Source organism: Arthrobacter sp. TmtSoilC77 (assembly GCF_059739415.1).
Window position 1 is genome coordinate 4,821,310 of the sequence record NZ_AP046050.1, and the last position, 22,350, is coordinate 4,843,659.

The following is a 22,350-nucleotide window of genomic DNA, read 5'->3' on the forward strand; positions in this document are numbered from 1 at the left end:
AAAGTTATGAGCAACGCTAAAGACGTAACTGACGCAAGCTTCAGCACGGACGTCCTGGCTTCCGAGAAACCGGTCATCGTGGACTTCTGGGCAGAGTGGTGCGGACCCTGCCGCAAGCTCGGCCCGATCCTCGACGAGATCTCCGTTGAATACGGCGAGAAGGTTGACGTCGTGAAACTCAACGTCGACGACAACCCTGCCATCGCCGCCGAGTACGGCATCACGTCCATACCCGCCGTCTACCTGTTCAGTGGGGGAGAAGTGAAGAGCACGGTCATCGGCGCCAAGCCAAAGCAGTTCTTCGAAAAGGAATTCGCGGACGTCTTGTCCTAGCTTCCCTTAGTTAGTCAGTGAAAAGCCGGCGGCTGTCCCTCCTGAAGGAGTGGGAGTCGCCGGTTTTTTGTATTTAAGCCGAATGCATCCCATAGCGTTTGTTATTCGACGCTTTATTGTGTCAGAACCCTTGAGCTTCCGTTGAAGCCAACGATTTGAGTTCGCCTTATCTGGGGTAGGCAAACGCGGCCCCTCTCTCACATCCCCACCCCACCCCGCGCATCCCTCTCTCACATCCCCACCCCACCCCGCGCATCCCTCTCTCACATCCCCACCCCACCCGACGCATCCCTCTCTCACATCCCTACCCCACCCGATGCATCCCTCTCTCACATCCCCACCCCACCCGGCACATCCCTCTCTCACATCCCTACCTACTGAGTCATGGATCGGGTAGTCCGCTTCTCGCGGGGTAAACAAAGAGGCAAAGCCAGCTCCGACTCCAGGCGGAAAGCTTCGGATTATTCATAGTCCGACGGGAAGGATTCCGCTTATGCAACCAATCAGTCGTGCTTGGGCTGCTTCATGGGGTGCCAGAATTTCGGACATTTTCGACTAGTCCGGGCACTTTTCCGTTGGCCGCATGCCAAGGACACGCGTACAAAGCCTTGCGAATCACCGGCATCATTTGAAGTTCAACTCTTTGTAGCGGTCCTGGATTCGCTAGCACCCAGCCTCGACTCTGAAGGCAACGCCTTAGAGGACCCTGCGCTCATGTCACGCAACACCCACGAGTCTCAGACGCCCTCGGGGCTCTATCAGCTCCTTCCGCCATGACTCATTGCATCATTCACTCCGTCCGGAAGTCGTTGTGTTTCCACCACGGTGAAGTTGGGATTTCAGGCCAACGATTTTCATGCCCGCAGACGCTCTTGGAAGCTTCTTCGACCCGAACTGGCGACCTTTTTCATCGCTGCCCTCTTCCTTTGTTGGCCGCTCCTCCGGATATGTTTCACGTGAAACGGCATTCCTTCGGCCTCACTTGCGTTACTCTCAGCGACTGGGGCTCCGAGCGCGGCGCCACTGGGATCATCATCGTGAAGGTTGCCCCGTCTTGTTTCACGTGAAACATGGGCATGTAACGTCACGAAAGTTGATAATTCCGGAGGATCCAGAACCTGCAAAGATCGCCCAAAGGGGGATCTGTCACAGTAGTAAGATGACGCCTGTCTCTTCACAGCAGCACAATAGTCCGACGGAATGGGCGAAATCTCTGGGGTTCCGATCTACGTTACCTGATGAACGGCCGACCCTTGTCTGCCGCGTAGGACAATTGCTCTCAAATCTGATGCATTACCTCAGTGCAAAAGTTTGTGTGCGAGCGGTGGTGTCGTCCAGGATCAAAGCGGGAAAAGCGCTCGTTGGATGTGTCGCCAGCCTCAGACACACATCGTATGTGCTGTTCTTCGCGTGTCTACTCAATCCTCAAGCGAAAACAAGTAGGCTGCCCTCGTCCCACGCAGAAAAGCCCCCATAGACCGGACATGCGTCTGCGAACGGGCCGCCGGTCCCAGAAGCGGCCTTCGCGGACAAATGGCCCAGTCTCTTCGGCCAGCCACAAGTGAACCACTCCTGAGGACAATGACTCCCCGAGGCTCGCTACGCCCTTCCCTGTGCTCGGAGGGCCCTCCAATACCTGCCCTCCCGGGGGACTGGGCGATGAATTTGAGGGCAAATTGTGGTCTCAGGCACGAAATATCTCAAGTCCCGCGTCCACTCTGTGAATACCCTCGTCGAGGCCGGGTTCGTGATGGGCATTCGATCCCGTGCTGCCAACTATGCCCGGGACTCCCGTCATTCCACATATAGTCCCGCTGCGCTGCACCGCCAACGCCGCTTTCGACCTGCGGATGGGCTGGTCCGTCTAACTTTGATTGATCCAGAAACTCTCCCGACCCCGGAGATTTGTTTCACGTGAAACACCGACATCTATCACGTCACTTTAGGTATTTGCATCCACCACACATCGCTCTCGCCTTTGTAGCCTAGGCGATTTCTCACCGCTAGCGAGCCCCAAGATATGCCCCTACATATGAACGGACGTGTCCCGGATGAGCGGACCGCCGCAACTCAAACAGACGCACACAGCGGCGAAAGACGCCTCCACGAGACGAATATACGTCCATGAATACCGCTGCCCACACCGTCTCACCCAGCCAAGCAGGAGGCTCGGCCGTTTCCAACCCTAGCGATTGACGGGCTTCTTATAGCGCCCCCTTCCTTTTCGAAGCCTAGGGGAGGCCAACTACCGATGGTCGATCCAGCCATCGGGCTTCCACTCCACATCCACAGAACCTGGGAATGGGCACGAGACGATCCCTTCTAATGGAGTCTTGCTGCTGGCGGATGACCTTATCCACTATCCAAATCAGGGAGCAACTTCACTGGCGCCAAAACGGTGCTCGGCGGCACTGAAGATTCATTCTCCGGAACCGAGCATTCCATTTGATCTAGGGGCAACCAACAACCACGTGGAGCAGGGGCTGTTTCACGTGAAACATGAGCGGATCCGAACGAAGTTAGTCAGGAACCTGACTGTATTGCTGCAGACTGGCCGGAACTAAGACTGATACGTCGACCGCCTAAGAAGCCGCAGATGCAGAATGCCGCCTGGGACGCCAGCAGTCCTAATCCGGAGGACAGCAGCAAGCGGTCCTTCCCTTCCTACCTTCCATCCGTGCTCCTGATCCTCCGTCCAGTATCGCCAACTCACAAGATCGTCGCTAGAGCCCTTCTTGTGTTGCCTGACCCACCCGTCGCAACCACTCGCGCGGCTGGGTAGCAGCCTACATGGCATGACTTGGTTTTCCCTGGCGCGGCCTCGGCAGATCAGCATGCCTGCCAATCCACCGCTCTACGCCAATTCTTTCGTGGAGCCTTGTAGGCAGACGTCGGATCAAAGGTGGCCCTGCTTCGAGACGATGCCTGGATCTCAACGCTCTACAGCATCACGCCCCGTAGGCCGCGACCCTCGAATGGTGCCGACTATCCCGTCTGAAGAGTGATGCGATTCGTTTGGCACTCCATCGGCCTCCACAGGCCCGCGTGGGAGCGTTTCGTAGATCGACTCAGGATGCCTTCCAATCAACAGGAGGTTCCCAAGAGCACCATGTCAGGTCACGACACTAGCGAGGTAGCAGAGGACTAACGACCAAGTTGTTCACAAAGTTATCCACAGGGTTTTCCACTGGCCACCAGGCGATCCAAATGTCATTTGCCGAGCTCCCGGTACAGCTCCCCGCGGTCCGTCACTTCCTTCCCCCTCCTGCGAGTTTGAAAGCTTTGATGTTGCCGCTCCATTTGACTGCACCACGGTGCATCAAATTCCCGCAAATCAAAGGGTTTTGTGATCATGTGACATGAAATACACGCGGTCCCGTAGGGGATCGTTTCACGTGGAACATTCTGCACTTGGTGCGGAAAGAGTCGCATCACGGCGGCGGGTGCTCGGAAGCAAGTTGCTGGTGATTGGGGCCAGGGAAACCCGAACCAGCGACAGGGTTATCCCCAAGGTTATCCACAGGCTTATCCACTGCCTAAATCCGCCGATACACATGCCCCTTCCTGCCTCTTTCAGCCTTCGAATGATCATGAGACACCTTGGAATACGTTTCACGTGAAACAAGAAATCTCGCCGGTGCGCCTAAATGACGGTCCGCCCTTGTTCGTTGAAGCTGGCGTCAGAGACGTAGTGGCACCGGACCCGCACAGCTCGAAATGTGGCTGAGGCGACAAACAGCACGGCTCCCATTCGGTCAAACGTACAACATCAGATCTATCAATCCGCGACGACAATCAAAGACTCCAGCGCTAGGTTCCGCCATGCGCCAACACGCACCCAGGCGGCCCAGTGCCGATGCCGGAGAACACTCCAACCGGCACCAAAAGGCTCAGCGCTTCTCGGGCCGCGCGGGGGAATGTTTAGACGTTCGACAGCCGAAGCCGGCACGGCAGGGAAGCGCACCATGCGACACACCCCAACGTCCGCATAGGCATTCCTGCTGTCGAGGATGGACATGGGCGCCCCGGGACCACTGCTTCGGCCGTGAGAGGCGCCGTGCCATCTCACTCACCAATCAAGGAAGAACGATGTCGACCAGAGGGCCACCGATCTTGGAACACCTCTTCGTGGCAGGGCGCTGAACCTCTCCGGGCCTCAATTGTCGTCCCAGCCATATGGAACAAGGTACGTTCTGCTGTTTTATGTCGGGGTCTCGCCGATCCATCCGTATAGTCAGTACACAGCCCATATAGAGCGGGGAGCGCCTCCGGGATACGGCCCCCAGTGGGCGAAAGATGAGTTCAGATTTGGGCGGCAAGTCCAATGGCCGAAGAAGATCCTAAACTCACGCGAAAACGGAAGTCCCCAACTCCTGGGCAGCCAGTGCGTTCCCTTGGGAATTTGTGCTGCGATACTGCACCCGTCGTTGGCATGGACAGGAGGTCAAGGCAGGATCCGATCGCTACGCCGCCGCTAGGCCGTTTTGGCTGAAACCATTGCTCCGTTTCCGCTACAAGAACGCGCGGGAACCGTGGGGGCATGGACCTATTGGATGGCCCGTCTGCCCATTGAACTATAGATCACCAAAAGGGGTAGTTATCTCTCAGAAGAATGCTCCACAAAGGGCAAGCACATCTTCTGTGCCAGTAGCTCCCTGATAACGGTGCGCCCAGACGTTGGAAGTCGTAGATAAAGCCTCCGTCCGATCGCTGATAGGACCGGAGGTGTTTCCGAATAACATCCGTGTAATTCGATACAATCGCTCGGTGGTAACGCCTTCGTTTGGCCGCTGTAATTAACGCCGTCAGACCCCAGGGAAATAGGTGTTTCACGTGAAACACGTAACAGTCTTCATCTGCTCGACGAACAGATGCCAAGCCTTTCGATTCGTCTCCGGATTGTCGGTTTCTGCTAAAGGAGAAGAGCGTATTCACTACCTCGACGAGGTTCGTCCATCCAACGAGCTCCAGGGGCGCGGCACGGTTTCACGTGAAACAAGGCCAGCGGTCCATGATGCTTCCAACGCGCGCGCCTCAACGAAACAAAAGCGCCGCGGAAATCGCATGATCGAAGGACTTGATTTGTCCGGGGCGCTCGACTCGGCCAAAGCGGTGTTTGACGGGAGCCCTCCAGAGAAGTGTTTGCCATTCGGCGCGGCAGGGCCGCACGACACCTACGGGAACTCTAATGTAGGCCGTTGTGTAAGGGCAGCGGGTCGCAGCAATTGTGAGGCAACGCCAAGGCACACACCACTGAACAACCGAACCACGCGGCGTCGGGACACCGGGGACACCGGGGACACGCTAGATAGTGCCCCGGGACACCGCAAATGGTGGGCTTTCCGTTTGGTTTACATCTCTTTGATTCCAGCGCGGCTTACCTGAGTTCAGAACGAGAAATCTGCGCCTTCCAGGCCAAGAGCGAGAGTAGAACGAAAGGCAAAAGAGCCCGCGCATTCTAATGCTTCCCGACTGGCGCGTTTCACGTGAAACTTCGAATCCTAAAGTGCGCGCCCACTGCTCCAAGGCGCGAGTGGTCTTCTTCAAGAGCACTACGCAGGGCCCTAGAACTGCCGCACACTGGCATCAGAGCGCGCTCCAGGATCGAGCGCGCAATAGAACGAGTCCGTGCCCGAAGACGCAGCTTCAGGAAGCGCTAGAGCGACATAGCCTGAAGAAGGGGCCAATGACGAACTCCTCTGGGGATGCTGCGAGCGAAAGACCGTCCAAGTATTCAAACGCGTATCCCGGAGTATAGAAAAGAGAGACCTGCTGGGCGCAACATAGCCGCTGCTTTCACCCGCAACAGGCACATCCCAGGCCGTCTTGGAACCCCCAGCCCAATGTTTCACGTGAAACTCCACAAGAAGCAAGTGGCACGACCCCAGAAGGCCCACACCGCCTGTCCTGGAAAACAAAAAAGGACGCCTCAGAACACAAAAATGGGGTCTGCCCGCAAGGCAAACCCCATTTAGTTGGTCGGGAGAACTAGTCGTCAGATCCTGGTCCCAAAACATCCATAATTCGGTTGAGATCCTCCACGCTGGCAAATTCAATGCTGACGCGGCCCTTGCGAGCACCCAGGGTAATCTTCACGTTCGTATCCAAGCGGTCAGATAACGAGGAAGCCAAGTAGTCCAGTCGCTCGTGCCGGGCATTGGGCTTGGGAATAGCACTCTTGGCCGGCGCGGCTGGGTCCTGATACAAAGCTACGGCTTCTTCAGTGGCACGGACGGACATACCTTCAGCAACAATCTTCTGTGCAAGGCGCTCCATGGCGGCCGCATCCGGCAACGCCAAGAGAGCACGGGCGTGGCCTGCTGACAAGACGCTCGCTGCCACACGGCGCTGCACCAACGGCGGAAGCTTCAAAAGACGCAGTGTATTGGATACCTGAGGACGGGACCGACCAATACGATCGGCCAACTGCTCATGTGTAGTTCCGAAGTCTTCCAAGAGCTGCTGGTATGCGGCTGCCTCTTCCAAGGGGTTCAGCTGGCTGCGGTGCAGGTTCTCCAGCAACGCGTCCCTAAGGAGGTCATCGTCAGTGGTGTCACGTACGATGGCGGGGATTGTTTCCAGGCCCGCGGCTTGGACGGCACGCCAGCGGCGCTCACCCATGACCAACTCGTACGGTTCTCCACCCTTTTCGGTTGAAGTACGTACAACAATTGGCTGGAGGACTCCGATTTCCTTGACGGAGTGCACCAGTTCGGCCATGTCGTCTTCATCGAAGACAGATCGAGGCTGCTTGCGGTTCGGATGAATGTCCGTCACCGGTATCTCAGCGAATCTCGCTCCCGGAACCTCAACCAACTCCACCTCAGGCGGAGCAGCTGCAGCAGGAGAAGAAGACGGCGTCGAACTCGTCCCTGCGCCTGAGGTCTTCACCGAGGTGGATGAAGGGCGCTTAGCCGATGGCTTGGACGCCGCGGCCTTGGCTTCGCTGGACTTGCTTGCAGCAGGTGCCTCGGCCGCAGACTTCGATGTTTCCTTCACAGCGCCGGCACGTGAACCATCTGCTCCACTCGGCGTCGCGGATTCGGCCGCCGGAGCAGGTGCAGGAGCTGTACCTTCGAGCGATTCCAGAGGCTCTGCTGTCTTACGGGCTTCCGGAAAGAAGAGGTCCACTGGGCGTGAAGGCGCAGCGCCGTTTCCCTGGGCACCCGCGGGTGAGCTAGGAATGAGAGCCCCAAGACCCCTGCCGAGGCCCCTTCGCTTTTCGCTCATTGATTCATCCCTCCGATGGAATAGCCGGGTGCGGACCCGCCCAGGCTGTTGCAGTGTTTCAAGAATTCTAGCGTTCAGCGATTTCGGCAGCGGCTTCCATGTAGGACAGCGCGCCGCTCGATGAAGGATCATAGGTCATGACAGTCTGCTGGTAGCTCGGCGCTTCAGAGATGCGTACCGAGCGGGGAACCACAGCGCTCAGGACCTGTTGAGGGAAGTGTTGGCGGACCTCGGACGCAACCTGTGCCGCGAGGTTGGTTCGGCCGTCGTACATGGTCAGGAGAATCGTCGAAACCACCAGGTCAGCATTGAGGTGCTTCTGGATCATCTCGATGTTCTTCAGGAGCTGGCTCAAGCCCTCCAAGGCGTAGTACTCGCACTGGATGGGAATCAGGACTTCGCTGGCGGCGCAGAACGCATTGACAGTCAACAGACCCAGGCTCGGAGGGCAGTCGATAAAGATGAAGTCCAAACGTCCCTCACCGTTTTTCTCGCGCTCTTTGGAGTAGACATCTATGGCGCGGCGAAGCCTCTGTTCGCGGGCCACCAATGAAACCAACTCGATTTCCGCGCCAGCCAGGTGGATCGTCGCCGGGGCGCAGATGAGGTTGGGAATGTCAGGGCACGGAGCCACTACATCTTTCAGCGGGAGGTCGTTGATCAGGACGTCGTAGATGCTGTCGACATCTGCGTGATGCTCAATGCCCAGGGCTGTAGATGCATTTCCCTGGGGATCAATGTCAATGACCAGAACGTTGAGTCCTGCAGACGCCAGTGCAGCGGCAATGTTGACGGTGGTGGTCGTCTTGCCAACGCCACCCTTCTGATTGGAGACCGTGAAAATCCGGGTCCGATCAGGTTTAGGGAGTTCGCGTCCAATCAGCCGCTCGCGCCGGCGCGTCTCGTTGGCCAGTTGGCGAGCGATAGGGCTCGAATCATCGATGGAGTCCATCACGTTGTGAACCTCATCCGTCAGCGTTTCACGTGAAACTGCAGCATTATCAACTGAATTCGTTCGCACAATGGCGGATTGAAGTGATGCCGAAGGTGTGGCCATGGCCCGCGCGGACCCCAAGGACATAAAGGGGGGGATCCGTTGCGTGGAGGTTTCGCTACTGCCCACTGGTCACACTCTCACTCTCATTCGGCGCTTGCTGCCGTTCTCTAGCCTAACTGCTCAGCCGCCGACACGCGGGAAACCGAGCGGCGACTAGCCCGTCTTTCCGGGCTTGTTGACGATGATCCTCACCACGGTGGTGGGTTCCTCCAAAAGCTCCTGTCCACAAACCACAACGGACGTTTCCACGCCGCCAAGTTTACGGATAACCTTCTTGGCCTTCTCAATTTCTTCGGCAGCGCTGCGGCCCTTGATTGCCACAACCTCCCCCTTGCCCTTCAGCAGGGGGATAGTCAGGCCAGCCAGGTTGGAAAGCGCAGAAACTGCGCGTGCCGTAACGACGTCTGCGTCCACCAATCCCACGGCCAGTTCAGCGCGGGTTCGCATAATGGTCACATTGTCCAGGCCAAGGTCGTCCACGACTTCCTGAAGCCAGATGACTCGACGCTCCAGAGGTTCAATCAAAGTCAATTCAAGGTCTGGGCGGGCAATTGCAAGGCACAGCCCAGGAAGTCCGGCACCGGACCCAACGTCTGCCACGTGGCTGTCCATGGCAATGGCTGACTCGATGACTGCACAGTTCAGGACGTGGCGGCTCCACAAGCGGGGGATCTCACGAGGACCAATCAGCCCACGTTCGGTTCCGGAGGTAGCCAAATGTTCTACATAGCGCTTGGCGAGATCCAAGCGCTCCCCAAAGATCTTCTCTGCTGCCTGCAGTTCAGTTGCGGTAATTTCAACCATGAGCTGCTAGTCAGCCGAGACCACGATGTGACGGCCGGCGCCCTCGCCCTCGGATTCAGAGACGAATCCGAGGTCAGCGACGGCGTCGTGAACGATCTTGCGCTCATAGGCGCTCATAGGCTCAAGGGCAACGGTCCCACCGGATTCCTTGACCTTGGCAACGGCGTCTTCGGCGATCTGCTGAAGTACGCCGGCACGTTCCTTGCGGTAACCGTTGATGTCCAACACCAAACGGGACCGGCTTTCAGTCGCGGAAAGGACGGACAGACGGGTCAGTTCCTGCAGGGCTTCGAGGACTTCACCGTCGCGACCTACAAGGCTATCCAGGGCAGCGGACTCTTCATCGGTTCCGATGGAGATGTAGGTACGACCGTTCCGGACCTCAATGTCAATGTCGCCATCAATGTCAGCGATATCAAGAAGTTCCTCGAGGTAGTCGGCAGCAATGTCGCCCTCCTCTTCCAGACGGCTGGCTGTCTTGGACAGCGACTCTTCCTGGGTGTCGTCCTGTTCCTCAGTCTCGGCGGCAGTTACATCTTCAGTGCTCTCAGCAGACATTACTTCTTCTTCCTGTTCTTACGTTGTGGCTGGACGCGCTGGGCCCTGATCTCGGCCGCAGCAGCAGCCGCGGCAGCCTCGGCGTCGTCGTCGTCCTTCTTCTTGCCACCCAGCAGCGGAGGCAGGCCCTTCGCGGCGCGGCGCTCTTCCAGTGCCTTCGCGGCGGGCGAGCCAGGTGTGGGCATGCGGCGGATAACGAAGAATTGCTGTCCCATGGTCCAGAGGTTGGTGGTGGTCCAGTAGATCAGGACACCGATGGGGAAGTTGATGCCACCGATACCGAATACGAGCGGCAGGATGTAGAGCATCATCTTCTGCTGCCGCATGAACGGGCTGGCCAGAGCTTCCTCGGACATGTTCTTGGCCATGATCTGCTTCTGCGTAATGAACTGCGAGGCAGTCATGGCGAGAATCATGATGATGGAAAGCGTCCAGACGGCAACTTCGCTACCAGGGGCGCCGCCGTGGAGCAATGATGCCGACAGCGGGGCGCCAAAGATGCTGGACTGATCGAACTGAACAACCTGATCGTGGCTCAGCGCACCAATGCCTTCACCAGCGTTCTTGGCAGTCGAAATACCAGACAGCACCTGGAACAGGGCGAAGAAGAACGGCATCTGGATCAGCATGGGCAAGCACGCGGAGAACGGGTTGGTGCCGTGCTTCTTGTACAGGGCCATCTGCTCCTGTGCCATGGCCTGGCGGGAGAGCTGATCGGTCTTGCCCTTGTACTTGGTCTGCAGCTTTTTCAAGTCAGGCTGAAGCAGCTGCATGCCCCGCTGGGCCTTGATCTGCTTGACGAACACAGGAATCAGGGCGGCACGAATCACCAGCACCAGGCCGATGATCGACAGCGTCCACGTCCAGCCATTGGCGGCTGGCAGGCCGATGAAGCTCAGTCCGTCGTGGAAGCCAACCATGATGATTGACACCAACCACTTGAACGGAAACATGATCGTTCCAAAGAAGTCCATACGATATCCCTATTCGTTAGGCCGCAGTGCGGCCTTCTTCATCAGCCTGAGCAGCCAGGAACTGGTCCGGGTTGTTCAGTACAACAATTGTGGGCGTCTGGCCTTGCGGCCAATGACGATGGCCGGCGGGGACATGGTCCACTCCGCCAGCATTCCAAGGATGGCATTTGGCGAGCCTCTTGGCTGCGAGCCAGCTACCCTTCATGGCGCCGTGCACCGTCACCGCTTCCAGGGCATACGCCGAGCAGGACGGAAAGAAACGGCAAACCTGGCCGTACAGGGGTGAAATGACCTTTCGGTACATCTTCAGCAGGAGAATCAGGATATTTCGGGGCAGGTCCCAGACGAACTTACCTACCACCACCCACAGGTTGCCGTGGGGAACCTTGCCGACGGGCTCGCTTAAACCAGCGGGGTCACCTGGGGAAGGAACGACGGCGGTGCTTATGTCATGCACGCGGTGTCCCTTCCCTTGTGGTGCCGTTGTGTTCTGGCGAAGCGCTGCGTGGAAGTGATCCACCCAGTCGCTTCGTCGTCACTGCCAATGCGGCGTTGTAATCCGAGAGCAGTTGCTCCCAGCTGGCAGATGCAGCTGCGGGCAGTGCCCGGACCACGACCGCCAGGCCCGTTCCATGCGTGTGCAAGGACAGTGCGCCTGCTTCTCTCAGTCTCCTCTTAACGAGGTTCCTGGTCACGGCGTTCCCGACGGCTTTGGAGACAATGAAGCCGATTCGACTCGGCTCCGCGGCCCCGATAGGGGCCGTATATAACACTAAGTTCCGGCGTCCATTGCGGACGCCGGAACGTACAGTTGTTGAAAAGTCGGTAGACGTCCGCAGACGGTTAGGGGTGGCTAGCACCGTCGAACCCGCAAAAAGACCCTGACCGACAAGTCAGTTATTTACGCCGACAGTTCGACGCGGCCCTTGCCGCGACGTGCAGCCAGGATGGCGCGGCCGGCACGGGTGCGCATACGAAGGCGGAAGCCGTGCTTCTTGGCCCGACGGCGGTTATTCGGCTGAAAAGTCCGCTTGCTCACGTTAGTTACTCCAGTGGATCAAAGGTGCGCCCACCCGATCAAAAGGGGAAGAACTGGCCGACGCTAAGTTTTGTATGTGCCTGCCGCCGCTGCCTGCCGCACGATAAACGTACGTCGATGCAGCTGATCACAAAAGCGGACACAAAGGACTTCACAACGTTAGGGCAAAAAGGCACCCTCAGTCAAACCGGGAGCCATTCCTGCCGCTATCCACAGCTGTGTCAACGGACGCTTCACAGCCTGTGGATGAAGTGGCTCACAAGGCCCAAATCAGAACCACAACGGTGTAATTATCCACAAGCAACTTCCCAGCTATCTTCTAGCGATTCCATCCCCTAGAGTGGCTCAGTAGCCCATTGTCCACCCGCTGTGCATAACTCTGTGGATTAACCCCGGAAACATCGCCAGTCGGAGACACTTCGGCTGCCAGCAACGCCGGCAAGCAAGTATTTAGGAACTGATTGATGACAGTAGACGAAGCCAACCACGCCAATACTGTCGGAAGTTCCTGGCGCAGGGTGCTTAGCCTTCTGGAACAGGACGACCGGGTCACACCCCGCCAGCGCGGTTTCGTCATCCTCGCCCAGGCCCAAGGGCTCATCGGCTCCACGCTTCTGGTCGCCGTTCCCAACGAGCTCACCCGGGAAGTCCTGCAGACGCAGGTCAAGGACGCCCTTGACGACGCCCTCCGCAGCGTCTTTTCCGATGACATCCGTTGCGCGATCGACGTTGACACCGATCTGGTGCCCATTCACGAAGAGCCGGAACCCGCCGTCGAGCTTTCCACGATGCCGGACCTGGCCGCTGAACCGAAGCCTCAGCCGACACCGCCCAGCACCTCACATGAATTCGGCCGGCTAAACCCGAAGTACATCTTCGACACCTTCGTGATCGGTTCCTCCAACCGCTTCGCCCACGCGGCCGCGGTTGCAGTAGCCGAGGCCCCGGCCAAGGCCTACAACCCGTTGTTCATTTATGGCGACTCCGGGCTCGGCAAGACGCACCTCCTTCACGCGATCGGCCACTATGCCCGTCGCCTCTACAGCGGAATCCGCGTACGGTATGTCAACTCCGAAGAGTTCACCAACGACTTCATCAACTCGATCCGCGATGACGAAGGCACCAGCTTCAAGACCACGTACCGAAACGTGGATGTGCTGCTTATCGACGACATCCAGTTCCTGGCGGGTAAAGACCGGACCCAGGAGGAGTTCTTCCACACGTTCAACGCCCTGCACAACGCCAACAAGCAGGTGGTCATTACCTCCGACCAGCCTCCCAAGATGTTGGCGGGCTTCGAGGACCGGATGACCTCCCGTTTCGAGTGGGGCCTGCTGACGGACATCCAGCCGCCGGAACTTGAAACCCGCATTGCCATCCTCCGCAAGAAGGGCCTCAGCGAAGGACTGTCCGCACCGGACGACGCCCTGGAGTACATCGCTTCCAAGATCTCGAGCAACATCCGGGAACTTGAAGGTGCCCTGATCCGCGTCACTGCCTTTGCGAGCCTGAACCGACAGCCGGTGGACGTGGCCCTCGCCGAGATGGTCCTCAAGGACCTCATCACGGACGACGGCGCCCAGGAGATCACGGCGAAGCAGATCCTGGACCAGACGGCTGACTACTTCAAGCTCAGCATGGAAGAGCTTTGCAGCAAGTCCCGTACCCGCACGCTTGTCACCGCCCGCCAGATCGCGATGTACCTCTGCCGCGAACTCACTGACATGTCCTTGCCGAAGATCGGACAGGAGCTCGGCGGACGAGACCACACCACGGTCATCCACGCCGACCGCAAGATCCGTGAGCTGATGGCCGAGCGTCGTGTGATCTACAACCAGGTCACGGAACTCACAAACCGCATCAAGCAGCAGCAGCGGGACTCCTGAATCCACATCCGGCCGCGCACTACATACCTTATTAACAGGTGCGTGTGGATAACCCTGTGGATACTTAAGGGGACAAGCGCGGTTAATGGGCTTAAAACCCTTAAGGCATCTGTGGATCGTTAAAAACCGGGTTGGGAGTTGTCCCCATCCACACCCTGTTTAAAACCCAGTTAACGCACAATCCGTGAACAGGGCTTAACCCCGGAACCGCGCGGCCAGATCCTGTTATCCACAGTTTCCACAGCAGTTATTAACACTACGAATCCCAAAAAATTGAAATCCCTCAAATAACAATCTCGTTCTGCGCCACACCGGTCTGCCGCCGGCAGACCAATCAACCCCATCGATGGCCAGCCTCCGGCTATCCACATACGAGGGGTGAGTGCTGCCGGGGATGGGTTAATCGCGGATCTTCCGGCTAAGCTGTCAGCAGCGCTCCCATCCTTGGGTCTGTTTGTAGTTCGCTTGAGTGCGAACCATGCAGGTTCCGGTATCGGACAGCAAAGGTTTGGCGGGTTCCAGGCAGGGATCCGCAGCTACTACTTGGCAGCAGCAATGAAAGGCGGCACCCTTCCGTGAAGTTCAGAGTCGACCGCGACGTCCTGGCAGAAGCCGTTACGTGGACCGCGCGGTCGTTGTCTCCGCGGCCGCCCGTACCTGTGCTTTCCGGCCTCCTCCTCAAAGCCGAGGCAGGAACGGTAAGCCTTTCGAGCTTCGACTACGAAACATCAGCCCGCCTTGAGATCCCGGCGGATATCACCACGGAGGGCACCATTCTGGTGTCCGGCCGTCTCCTGGCAGACATTTGCCGCAGCCTGCCCTCAGCTCCCGTGGAAGTTGAAACCGACGGGAGCAAAGTCACCCTCACCTGCCGGCGCAGCAGTTTCCACCTGGCTACGATGCCTGAGGCGGAGTACCCGGCCCTTCCGGCGTTGCCAGCCATCAGCGGCACTTTGCCAGGTGACGCCTTCGCACAGGCTGTTTCCCAGGTGATCATCGCTGCCAGCAAGGACGACACCCTGCCGATCCTCACCGGCGTGCGCATGGAAATCGAGGATGACATGATCACTCTCCTCGCTACGGACCGCTACCGCCTCGCCATGCGCGAAGTCCCGTGGAAACCCGTAACTCCGGGCATTTCCACCAGCGCGCTGGTCAAGTCGAAGACGCTGAACGAGGTGGCAAAGACCCTCGGCGGCAGTGGCGACATCAACCTTGCCCTCGCTGACGACGACAGCCGCCTGATCGGCTTCGAAAGTGGAGGCCGAACCACCACGTCCCTGCTGGTGGATGGCGACTACCCCAAAATCCGCTCGCTCTTTCCGGACTCCACACCCATCCACGCAACGGTCCAAACACAAGAACTCGTTGAAGCGGTTCGTCGTGTGTCGCTTGTGGCCGAACGCAACACACCCGTCCGCCTGGCCTTCAGCCAGGGTCTGCTGAACCTCGACGCCGGTACGGGCGAAGATGCGCAGGCGTCCGAAGAACTGGAAGCCCAGCTCTCCGGCGAGGACATCACGGTCGCCTTCAATCCGCACTACCTCGTTGAAGGCTTGAGCGTCATCGAGACGAAGTACGTTCGGTTCTCCTTCACCACCGCCCCCAAACCAGCCATGATCACGGCCCAGGCTGAGGCTGATGGCGAAGACCAGGATGACTACCGCTACCTCGTGATGCCGGTTCGCCTTCCAAACTAGCGATCCGCCACCTATCCACTAGCGCAGAAAAGAGTTCCCCCCGTGCACATCGGACTGATCGGCCTTGGAAAAATGGGTTTCAACATGCGGGAACGCATGCGGAACGGTGGCATCGAAGTAACTGGATTCGACCGTAACCCCGATGTGACAGACGTCGCTTCCGTGGACGACCTGATTGCTGCCCTGCCCTCTCCCAAGCTCGTTTGGGTCATGGTTCCGTCAGGCGACATCACCGATGCCGTGATCACCGAACTCGGCGAAAAGCTCAGCCCGGGCGACTTGGTCATCGACGGCGGCAACTCACGTTTCACTGAGGACCAGAAACACGCTGCTGCACTCGCTGAAAAAGGCATCCGCTTCGCGGACTGCGGGGTTTCCGGCGGTGTTTGGGGCCTGCAGAACGGTTACGGGCTCATGGCTGGCGGCGCTGAGGAAGACATCGAACTGGCCATGCCGGTCTTCGATGCCCTCCGCCCTGAAGGCGAACGAGCCGACAGCTTCGTCCACGTAGGCGGGGTTGGAGCCGGCCACTACGCCAAGATGGTTCACAACGGCATCGAGTACGGGCTCATGCAAGCCTATGCCGAGGGTTATGAATTGCTGGCGGCCAAGGACATCGTGAAGGATCTTCCAGGAACCTTCCGGGCCTGGCAAAAAGGAACCGTCGTGCGCTCCTGGCTTCTGGATCTCATGGTCAAAGCACTCGACGAGGATCCGGGACTGGCCTCGATCGATGACTACGTGGAAGACTCCGGCGAAGGCCGTTGGACTGTGGAAGAGGCAATTGCCAACGCTGTTCCGGCACCGGCCATCACAGCGGCCCTCTTTGCCCGGTTCTCTTCCCGCGAAGACAACTCACCGGCCATGAAGATGGTTTCAGCGTTGCGCCACCAGTTTGGCGGACACGCCACACGTCCGGCCAACTAGGCCGCAGGAGTCCAGCAGACGGCGTGTATCTTGAACATCTTTCGCTGACCGATTTCCGCAGCTACGCACAGGTTGACCTGAAGCTCGGCCCCGGGGTTACTGTCCTGGTGGGTTCGAACGGGATCGGTAAGACCAACCTCATGGAAGCCATCGGATATTTGGCAACCCTGAGCTCGCACCGTGTCAGTACGGATGCCCCACTCCTTCGCTTCGGCGCCGAACGCGCAATGATCAGGGCAAAGTTGGTGCGCGGCGAGCAGTCCACGGTTATCGAGGTGGAAATTAATGCAGGCCGGGCAAACCGCGGCCGGATAAATCGCGGAAACCCGGTGCGTGCCAGGGACATTTTGGGCATCTGCCAGACAGTCCTCTTTGCGCCTGAGGACTTGGCGCTGGTCAAGGGCGATCCCTCCAACCGCAGACGCTTCCTTGACGAGCTCCTGGTTAGCCTGATTCCGCGCCACGCGGCCACCCGCAGCGACTACGACAGAGTGTTGAAGCAACGCAACGCCCTGCTGAAATCGGCCCGGACGGGCAAATTTACTGCAGGCCATGAGGCCACGCTGGATGTTTGGGACCAGCATATGGCCCGCGCCGGTGCAGAACTCCTGCATGCGCGGCTGGAACTTGTGGAACGGCTCCGCCCGCACCTGAACAGTGCCTACACGCAGCTAACTGACGGTTCAAAAGACGCCGGCGCGGTGTACCGCTCAACCATCCAGGGCGTACTGGACGACGACGGCGGGCCGGCCGATCGCCCAACAGAACCTTCGGCGTCGGGCGAGGACCTCAGGCTGTTGTCGGTTGACGAACTCACTGAGCGCTACGTCCAGGCTTTCGCCGCCTCCCGCAAGAAGGAACTGGAGCGGGGCATCTCCCTGGTGGGCCCGCACCGGGACGAATTGGAGCTTGTGCTTGGGCAAGCACCGGCCAAGGGCTACGCTTCGCACGGTGAAACGTGGTCCATGTGCTTGTCACTGCGGCTCGCTTCCTACTACGTCATGCTGGATGATGCCCGTACCGGCGGTACCGCGCCGATCCTCATTCTTGACGATGTCTTTGCAGAACTCGATGTCCAGCGCCGGCGTAAACTGGCAGCAATAGTGGCCGGTGCCGAACAGGTACTGGTCACGGCCGCCGTCATCGCCGATATTCCCGAGGAGCTGGCCGGGCGGCGTATAACCGTTGTTCCGGGAGGCATCGATGGCGAAGGATAGCCCCGACGGACTTCAACCCGGCCGCGATCCGGACGAAATCGATGCTGCCCAAGCCGCGCTGAACCGGATGCGTGAGGCCGCAGCGGCCCGAGGCGAAGTCAGGCAGCGGGCTCCCCGCCCCGGATCCGCGCCTAAACGCAAGGGCCTTCGCGACACCAGGGGTTTTACCCAGTTCCATGGGACCGGACGTGACCCGTTGGGCCTGGGGAAGGTCGTTGGCCGGTTGGTGGCAGAACGTGGTTGGACGTCGCCCGTTGCCGTTGGCTCGGTCATGGCCGAGTGGGAAACGTTGGTGGGCGCGGACATTTCTGCGCACTGCACGCCGGAGAGCTTTACTGACACCACACTTCATGTCCGTTGCGACTCCACGGCATGGGCAACCCAATTGCGATTGCTCAGTACAAGCCTGCTGGAGATGTTCCGGAATGAACTAGGGGAAGGCGTGGTGACCAGCATCCACGTGCTCGGTCCGTCTGCGCCAAGTTGGCGCAAAGGTGGGCGCAGCGTCAACGGTCGGGGACCCCGGGATACGTACGGCTAAACGGCGTGCAGGGCGTTTCAACGCCCCCGAGTCGTATAGGCCCCCATCAGGACCACCGTAGGGCCGTTTCAGATAGGGCCAGTGGCCTCCCATAGGCACATTCAGCTCTCGGCTGCCCCCGTATTTGCAAGGATTCCGGCATTTCCACGATAGAATTGGCGTAGATCACTGAGCGCCGGTGAAACGTCGTCGGGGTCCTGGAAACACTTTCGTGGGTTCCAGGGCCCTCTTCGTCGGAGTAATCGGCGCAATCAGTCACGTGCTCGTTGAAGGCCTCGGTTTGCCGCAGCCTTCAAGGGGAACGGCCGTCATCGAATACAGAGGAGTCGAAAGCGCCTGTGGCTAACGACAATGCAGAGACCTTGGCAGTAGAGCCCGAAGAGGACACTGTTCCTAAGCCTGACACGCCCGCGGAAACCCCCAGGGAGTATGGTGCCAGCGACATCACTGTCCTGGAGGGCCTTGAAGCGGTACGCAAGCGTCCCGGTATGTACATCGGTTCCACCGGTCCGCGCGGTTTGCACCACTTGGTCTATGAAGTGGTGGATAACTCTGTCGATGAAGCTCTGGCCGGATTCTGCACACACATTGAAGTTACGCTCCGCGCAGACGGCGGTGTCCAGGTTGTTGACGACGGCCGCGGCATCCCTGTTGACATCCACCCCACCGAGGGCAAGCCCACCGTCGAAGTCGTGATGACCATCCTGCACGCCGGCGGTAAGTTTGGCGGCGGCGGTTACGCGGTTTCCGGTGGTCTTCACGGCGTGGGTATCTCTGTGGTGAACGCACTGTCCCGCCGGGTGAACACGGAAGTCCGGCGCCAGGGCCACGTCTGGCGCATGTCATTCGCAGACGGCGGCAAGCCCCAGGGCGAACTCGTCAAGGGAGAAGAGACGGACCAAACAGGGACGTCACAGACGTTCTACCCTGACGGCACCATCTTCGAGAGCACCGAATTCGACTTCGAGACGCTCCGTGCGCGCTTCCAGCAGATGGCCTTCCTCAACAAGGGCCTGCGGATCACCCTGACCGACGAACGTCCCGTAGCCCGGGAAGGTGAGGACGATCTGGATCTCGACGCCGTCGCCACCGAAGGTGAAGTTGCCGCCGAGCACCGCACAGTGGTCTACCAGTACCCGGACGGCTTGTTGGACTACGTCAAGCACCTGAACTCAAGCAAGAAGGTGGAGATCGTCCACGAGGACGTCATCGCGTTCGAAACCGAAGACACTGAGCGCCACATCGCCGTCGAGGTCGCCATGCAGTGGACAACCGCGTACTCCGAAAGTGTCCACACATACGCGAACACCATCAACACCCACGAGGGCGGAACCCACGAAGAAGGTTTCCGCGCTGCGATGACCTCGCTGATCAACCGTTACGCGCGGGAGAAAAGCATCATCAAGGAAAAAGAAGACAACCTTACCGGTGATGACATCCGTGAAGGTCTGACGGCCGTCATTTCGGTCAAGCTTTCCGAGCCGCAGTTTGAAGGCCAGACCAAGACCAAACTGGGCAACTCAGAGGTCAAGGGCTTCGTCCAGCGCGTTGTCACGGACCAGTTGGGCGACTGGTTGGAGCGCAACCCCGGACCCGCCCGTGACGTCATCCGGAAGGCCATTTCCGCTGCGCAGGCACGTATGGCTGCCCGCAAGGCGCGCGATAATGCCCGCCGCAAGAGCCCGCTGGAATCCTTCGGCATGCCGGGCAAGTTGTCCGACTGCTCTTCCAAGGATCCTTCGCGTTGCGAGGTCTATCTGGTGGAGGGTGACTCCGCAGGTGGCTCGGCCAAGCGGGGACGCAACCCCGAAACTCAAGCCATCCTGCCGTTGCGGGGCAAGATCCTTAACGTGGAACGTGCTCGCCTGGACAAGGCACTCGGCAATGCCGAAGTCCAGTCCATGATTACAGCCTTCGGCACCGGCATTGGCGAAGATTTCGATATCGCCAAGCTGCGCTATCACAAGATCGTCCTGATGGCAGACGCCGATGTTGACGGCCAGCACATCACCACGCTGTTGATGACGCTCTTGTTCCGCTACATGCGCCCGCTGATCGAGAACGGGTACGTCTACCTTGCGCAGCCGCCGCTGTACCGCATCAAATGGTCCAACGCCGCCCACGACTACGTCTTTAGCGATCGCGAACGGGACGACACCATCCGCAAGGGGGCGGCCATGAACAAGCGCCTTCCCAAGGACAACGGAATCCAGCGTTACAAGGGTCTTGGTGAAATGGACTACACCGAGTTGTGGGACACCACCATGGACCCGGACCGCCGCACTCTTTTGCAGGTCACCATGGACGATGCCCTGGCTGCCGATCAGACCTTCTCGGTACTGATGGGCGAGGACGTCGAATCGCGCCGTAACTTCATCCAGCAGAACGCCAAGGACGTCAGGTTCCTGGATATCTAGTGCCTTACAAGGCGTAGATATTCCAGAGCTGACATATACCTGAAACGGAAAACTTAGACTATGAGTGACGAAACTCCCGAAGTCCCGGCGGAACCCACCGTCGACGACCTCATCCTTGAAGGCGATGTGCTGACTGACCGCGTCGAGCAGGTGGACCTGCAGACTGAAATGCAGCGCTCCTACCTGGACTACGCCATGGCCGTTATCGTTGGGCGCGCGCTCCCGGACGTCCGCGATGGCCTCAAGCCGGTGCACCGCCGCGTTCTGTACGCGATGTTCGACGGCGGCTACCGTCCTGACCGCTCCTTCAACAAGTGCGCCCGTGTTGTGGGTGACGTCATGGGTACCTATCACCCTCACGGTGATATGGCGATCTACGACGCCCTGGTCCGCTTGATCCAGGACTGGACCATGCGTTACCCCCTGGCCCTGGGCCAGGGCAACTTCGGTTCCCCCGGCAACGACGGCGCTGCTGCTCCCCGTTATACCGAAACCAAGATGGCCCAACTGGCCATGGAAATGGTCCGCGACATCGACGAAGAAACCGTCGACTTCCAGGACAACTACGACGGCAAGAACCAGGAACCCACCATCCTGCCAGCGCGTTTCCCGAACCTGCTGGTGAATGGTTCCTCCGGTATCGCGGTGGGTATGGCCACCAACATTCCGCCGCACAACCTGCGCGAGGTTGCCGAAGGCGTGCAGTGGGCCCTCGACAACCCCACCGCTTCACGGGAGGAACTCCTTGAGGCGCTCCTGCAGCGGATCAAGGGACCGGACTTTCCCACAGGTGCCACCATCCTCGGCCACAAGGGCATCGAAGACGCCTACCGCACTGGCCGTGGCTCCATCACAATGCGCGCAGTGGTCAACGTGGAAGAACTCCAGGGCCGCACCTGCCTGGTGGTCACCGAACTGCCTTACCAGGCCAACCCGGACAACCTGGCCATCAAGATCGCCGAACTGGTCAAGGACGGCAAGATCCAAGGCATCGCGGACCTCCGCGATGAAACCTCGGGCCGCACCGGTCAGCGCCTCGTGATCGTGCTGAAGCGCGATGCTGTGGCCAAGGTCGTCCTGAACAACCTGTACAAGCACACGCAGCTTCAGGACAACTTCTCAGCGAACATGCTGGCAATCGTCGACGGCGTTCCCCGCACCTTGAGCCTGGACGCCTTCATCCGGCACTGGGTGACACACCAGATGGACGTCATCGCCCGCCGGACGCGTTACCGCTTGCGCAAGGCTGAGGAAGAAGCACACATCCTGCGTGCACTCCTCAAGGCGCTGGACATGCTGGATGAGGTTATTGCCCTCATCCGCGCGTCCAACACCACAGAGGCAGCCCGCGAGGGACTCATGGAGCTCCTGGAGATCGATGAACTCCAGGCCCGCGCAATCCTCGATATGCAGCTGCGCCGTTTGGCTGCCTTGGAACGCCAGAAGATCCAGGACCGTCACTCCGAACTCGAAGCCATGATCGAGGAGTACAACGCGATTTTGGCTTCGGAAGAGCGTCAACGCCAGATCATCAGCGAGGAACTTGCTGAGATTGTTGCAAAGCACGGCGATGATCGCCGGACGCACATTCTCATGGGCTTCGACGGGGACATGTCCATGGAGGACCTGATCCCTGAAGAGGAAATGGTCGTCACCATTACCCGTGG

General features: G+C 59.0%; 16 protein-coding genes. 8 read left to right on the forward strand and 8 right to left on the reverse strand.

Annotated features, from left to right (window positions below):
• The first annotated feature begins 6 nt into the window (after window positions 1-6).
• Complete coding sequence (trxA, locus tag AC6I99_RS22320; RefSeq protein ID WP_216924410.1) at window positions 7-333, forward strand: thioredoxin; 327 nt, start codon at window positions 7-9, stop codon at window positions 331-333.
• Window positions 334-6,321: 5,988 nt separating this feature from the next.
• On the opposite strand, the gene AC6I99_RS22325 is transcribed toward trxA, so the two are convergent.
• The 8 genes from AC6I99_RS22325 to rpmH form a co-directional block, all read right to left on the reverse strand.
• Window positions 6,322-7,563 carry a ParB/RepB/Spo0J family partition protein gene (locus AC6I99_RS22325; RefSeq protein ID WP_497943961.1) on the reverse strand — a complete coding sequence of 414 codons (1,242 nt, stop codon included), beginning with the start codon at window positions 7,561-7,563 and terminating at the stop codon, window positions 6,322-6,324.
• Window positions 7,564-7,630: 67 nt separating this feature from the next.
• Window positions 7,631-8,644, reverse strand: coding sequence for a ParA family protein (locus AC6I99_RS22330; RefSeq protein ID WP_396133561.1), 1,014 nt, complete (start codon window positions 8,642-8,644; stop codon window positions 7,631-7,633).
• A gap of 129 nt (window positions 8,645-8,773) precedes the next feature.
• Complete coding sequence (rsmG, locus tag AC6I99_RS22335; RefSeq protein ID WP_224165928.1) at window positions 8,774-9,424, reverse strand: 16S rRNA (guanine(527)-N(7))-methyltransferase RsmG; 651 nt, start codon at window positions 9,422-9,424, stop codon at window positions 8,774-8,776.
• A gap of 6 nt (window positions 9,425-9,430) precedes the next feature.
• Window positions 9,431-9,982, reverse strand: coding sequence for a Jag family protein (locus AC6I99_RS22340; RefSeq protein ID WP_309930416.1), 552 nt, complete (start codon window positions 9,980-9,982; stop codon window positions 9,431-9,433).
• Window positions 9,982-10,956 (reverse strand): membrane protein insertase YidC, encoded by a 975-nt coding sequence (gene yidC / locus AC6I99_RS22345; RefSeq protein WP_309930414.1) that lies wholly within the window; start codon window positions 10,954-10,956, stop codon window positions 9,982-9,984. Before yidC ends, AC6I99_RS22340 begins: the two co-directional genes overlap by 1 nt.
• Before the next feature lie 16 nt (window positions 10,957-10,972).
• On the reverse strand, window positions 10,973-11,326 hold the full coding sequence (gene yidD / locus AC6I99_RS22350) for a membrane protein insertion efficiency factor YidD (RefSeq protein ID WP_309930502.1): 354 nt from the start codon (window positions 11,324-11,326) through the stop codon (window positions 10,973-10,975).
• 79 nt (window positions 11,327-11,405) lie between these two features.
• On the reverse strand, window positions 11,406-11,816 hold the full coding sequence (rnpA, locus tag AC6I99_RS22355) for a ribonuclease P protein component (protein WP_309930412.1): 411 nt from the start codon (window positions 11,814-11,816) through the stop codon (window positions 11,406-11,408).
• Window positions 11,817-11,857: 41 nt separating this feature from the next.
• Entirely contained in the window at window positions 11,858-11,995 is a 138-nt protein-coding gene (gene rpmH / locus AC6I99_RS22360; protein WP_011776797.1) for a 50S ribosomal protein L34, read from the reverse strand.
• Between the two features lie 464 nt (window positions 11,996-12,459).
• Between rpmH and dnaA the strand changes: the two genes are divergently transcribed.
• From dnaA to AC6I99_RS22395, 7 genes are all read left to right on the forward strand, one after another.
• Window positions 12,460-13,881 (forward strand): chromosomal replication initiator protein DnaA, encoded by a 1,422-nt coding sequence (dnaA, locus tag AC6I99_RS22365; protein ID WP_224094500.1) that lies wholly within the window; start codon window positions 12,460-12,462, stop codon window positions 13,879-13,881.
• Window positions 13,882-14,456: 575 nt separating this feature from the next.
• A complete protein-coding gene (dnaN, locus tag AC6I99_RS22370) occupies window positions 14,457-15,581 on the forward strand; it encodes a DNA polymerase III subunit beta (protein ID WP_309930408.1) in 1,125 nt (374 codons plus the stop codon).
• Between the two features lie 42 nt (window positions 15,582-15,623).
• Window positions 15,624-16,508: a phosphogluconate dehydrogenase (NAD(+)-dependent, decarboxylating) gene (gene gnd, locus AC6I99_RS22375; protein ID WP_224165933.1), complete on the forward strand. Its 885-nt coding sequence runs from the start codon at window positions 15,624-15,626 to the stop codon at window positions 16,506-16,508.
• Window positions 16,509-16,531: 23 nt separating this feature from the next.
• On the forward strand, window positions 16,532-17,725 hold the full coding sequence (gene recF, locus AC6I99_RS22380) for a DNA replication/repair protein RecF (RefSeq protein ID WP_497943960.1): 1,194 nt from the start codon (window positions 16,532-16,534) through the stop codon (window positions 17,723-17,725).
• On the forward strand, window positions 17,712-18,266 hold the full coding sequence (locus AC6I99_RS22385; protein WP_224094502.1) for a DciA family protein: 555 nt from the start codon (window positions 17,712-17,714) through the stop codon (window positions 18,264-18,266). The genes recF and AC6I99_RS22385 overlap by 14 nt, the downstream gene beginning before the upstream one ends.
• Before the next feature lie 338 nt (window positions 18,267-18,604).
• Complete coding sequence (gyrB, locus tag AC6I99_RS22390) at window positions 18,605-20,683, forward strand: DNA topoisomerase (ATP-hydrolyzing) subunit B (RefSeq protein WP_224165935.1); 2,079 nt, start codon at window positions 18,605-18,607, stop codon at window positions 20,681-20,683.
• 60 nt (window positions 20,684-20,743) lie between these two features.
• The coding region (locus AC6I99_RS22395) for a DNA topoisomerase (ATP-hydrolyzing) (RefSeq protein ID WP_497961901.1) at window positions 20,744-22,350 on the forward strand (1,607 nt) is incomplete at its 3' end.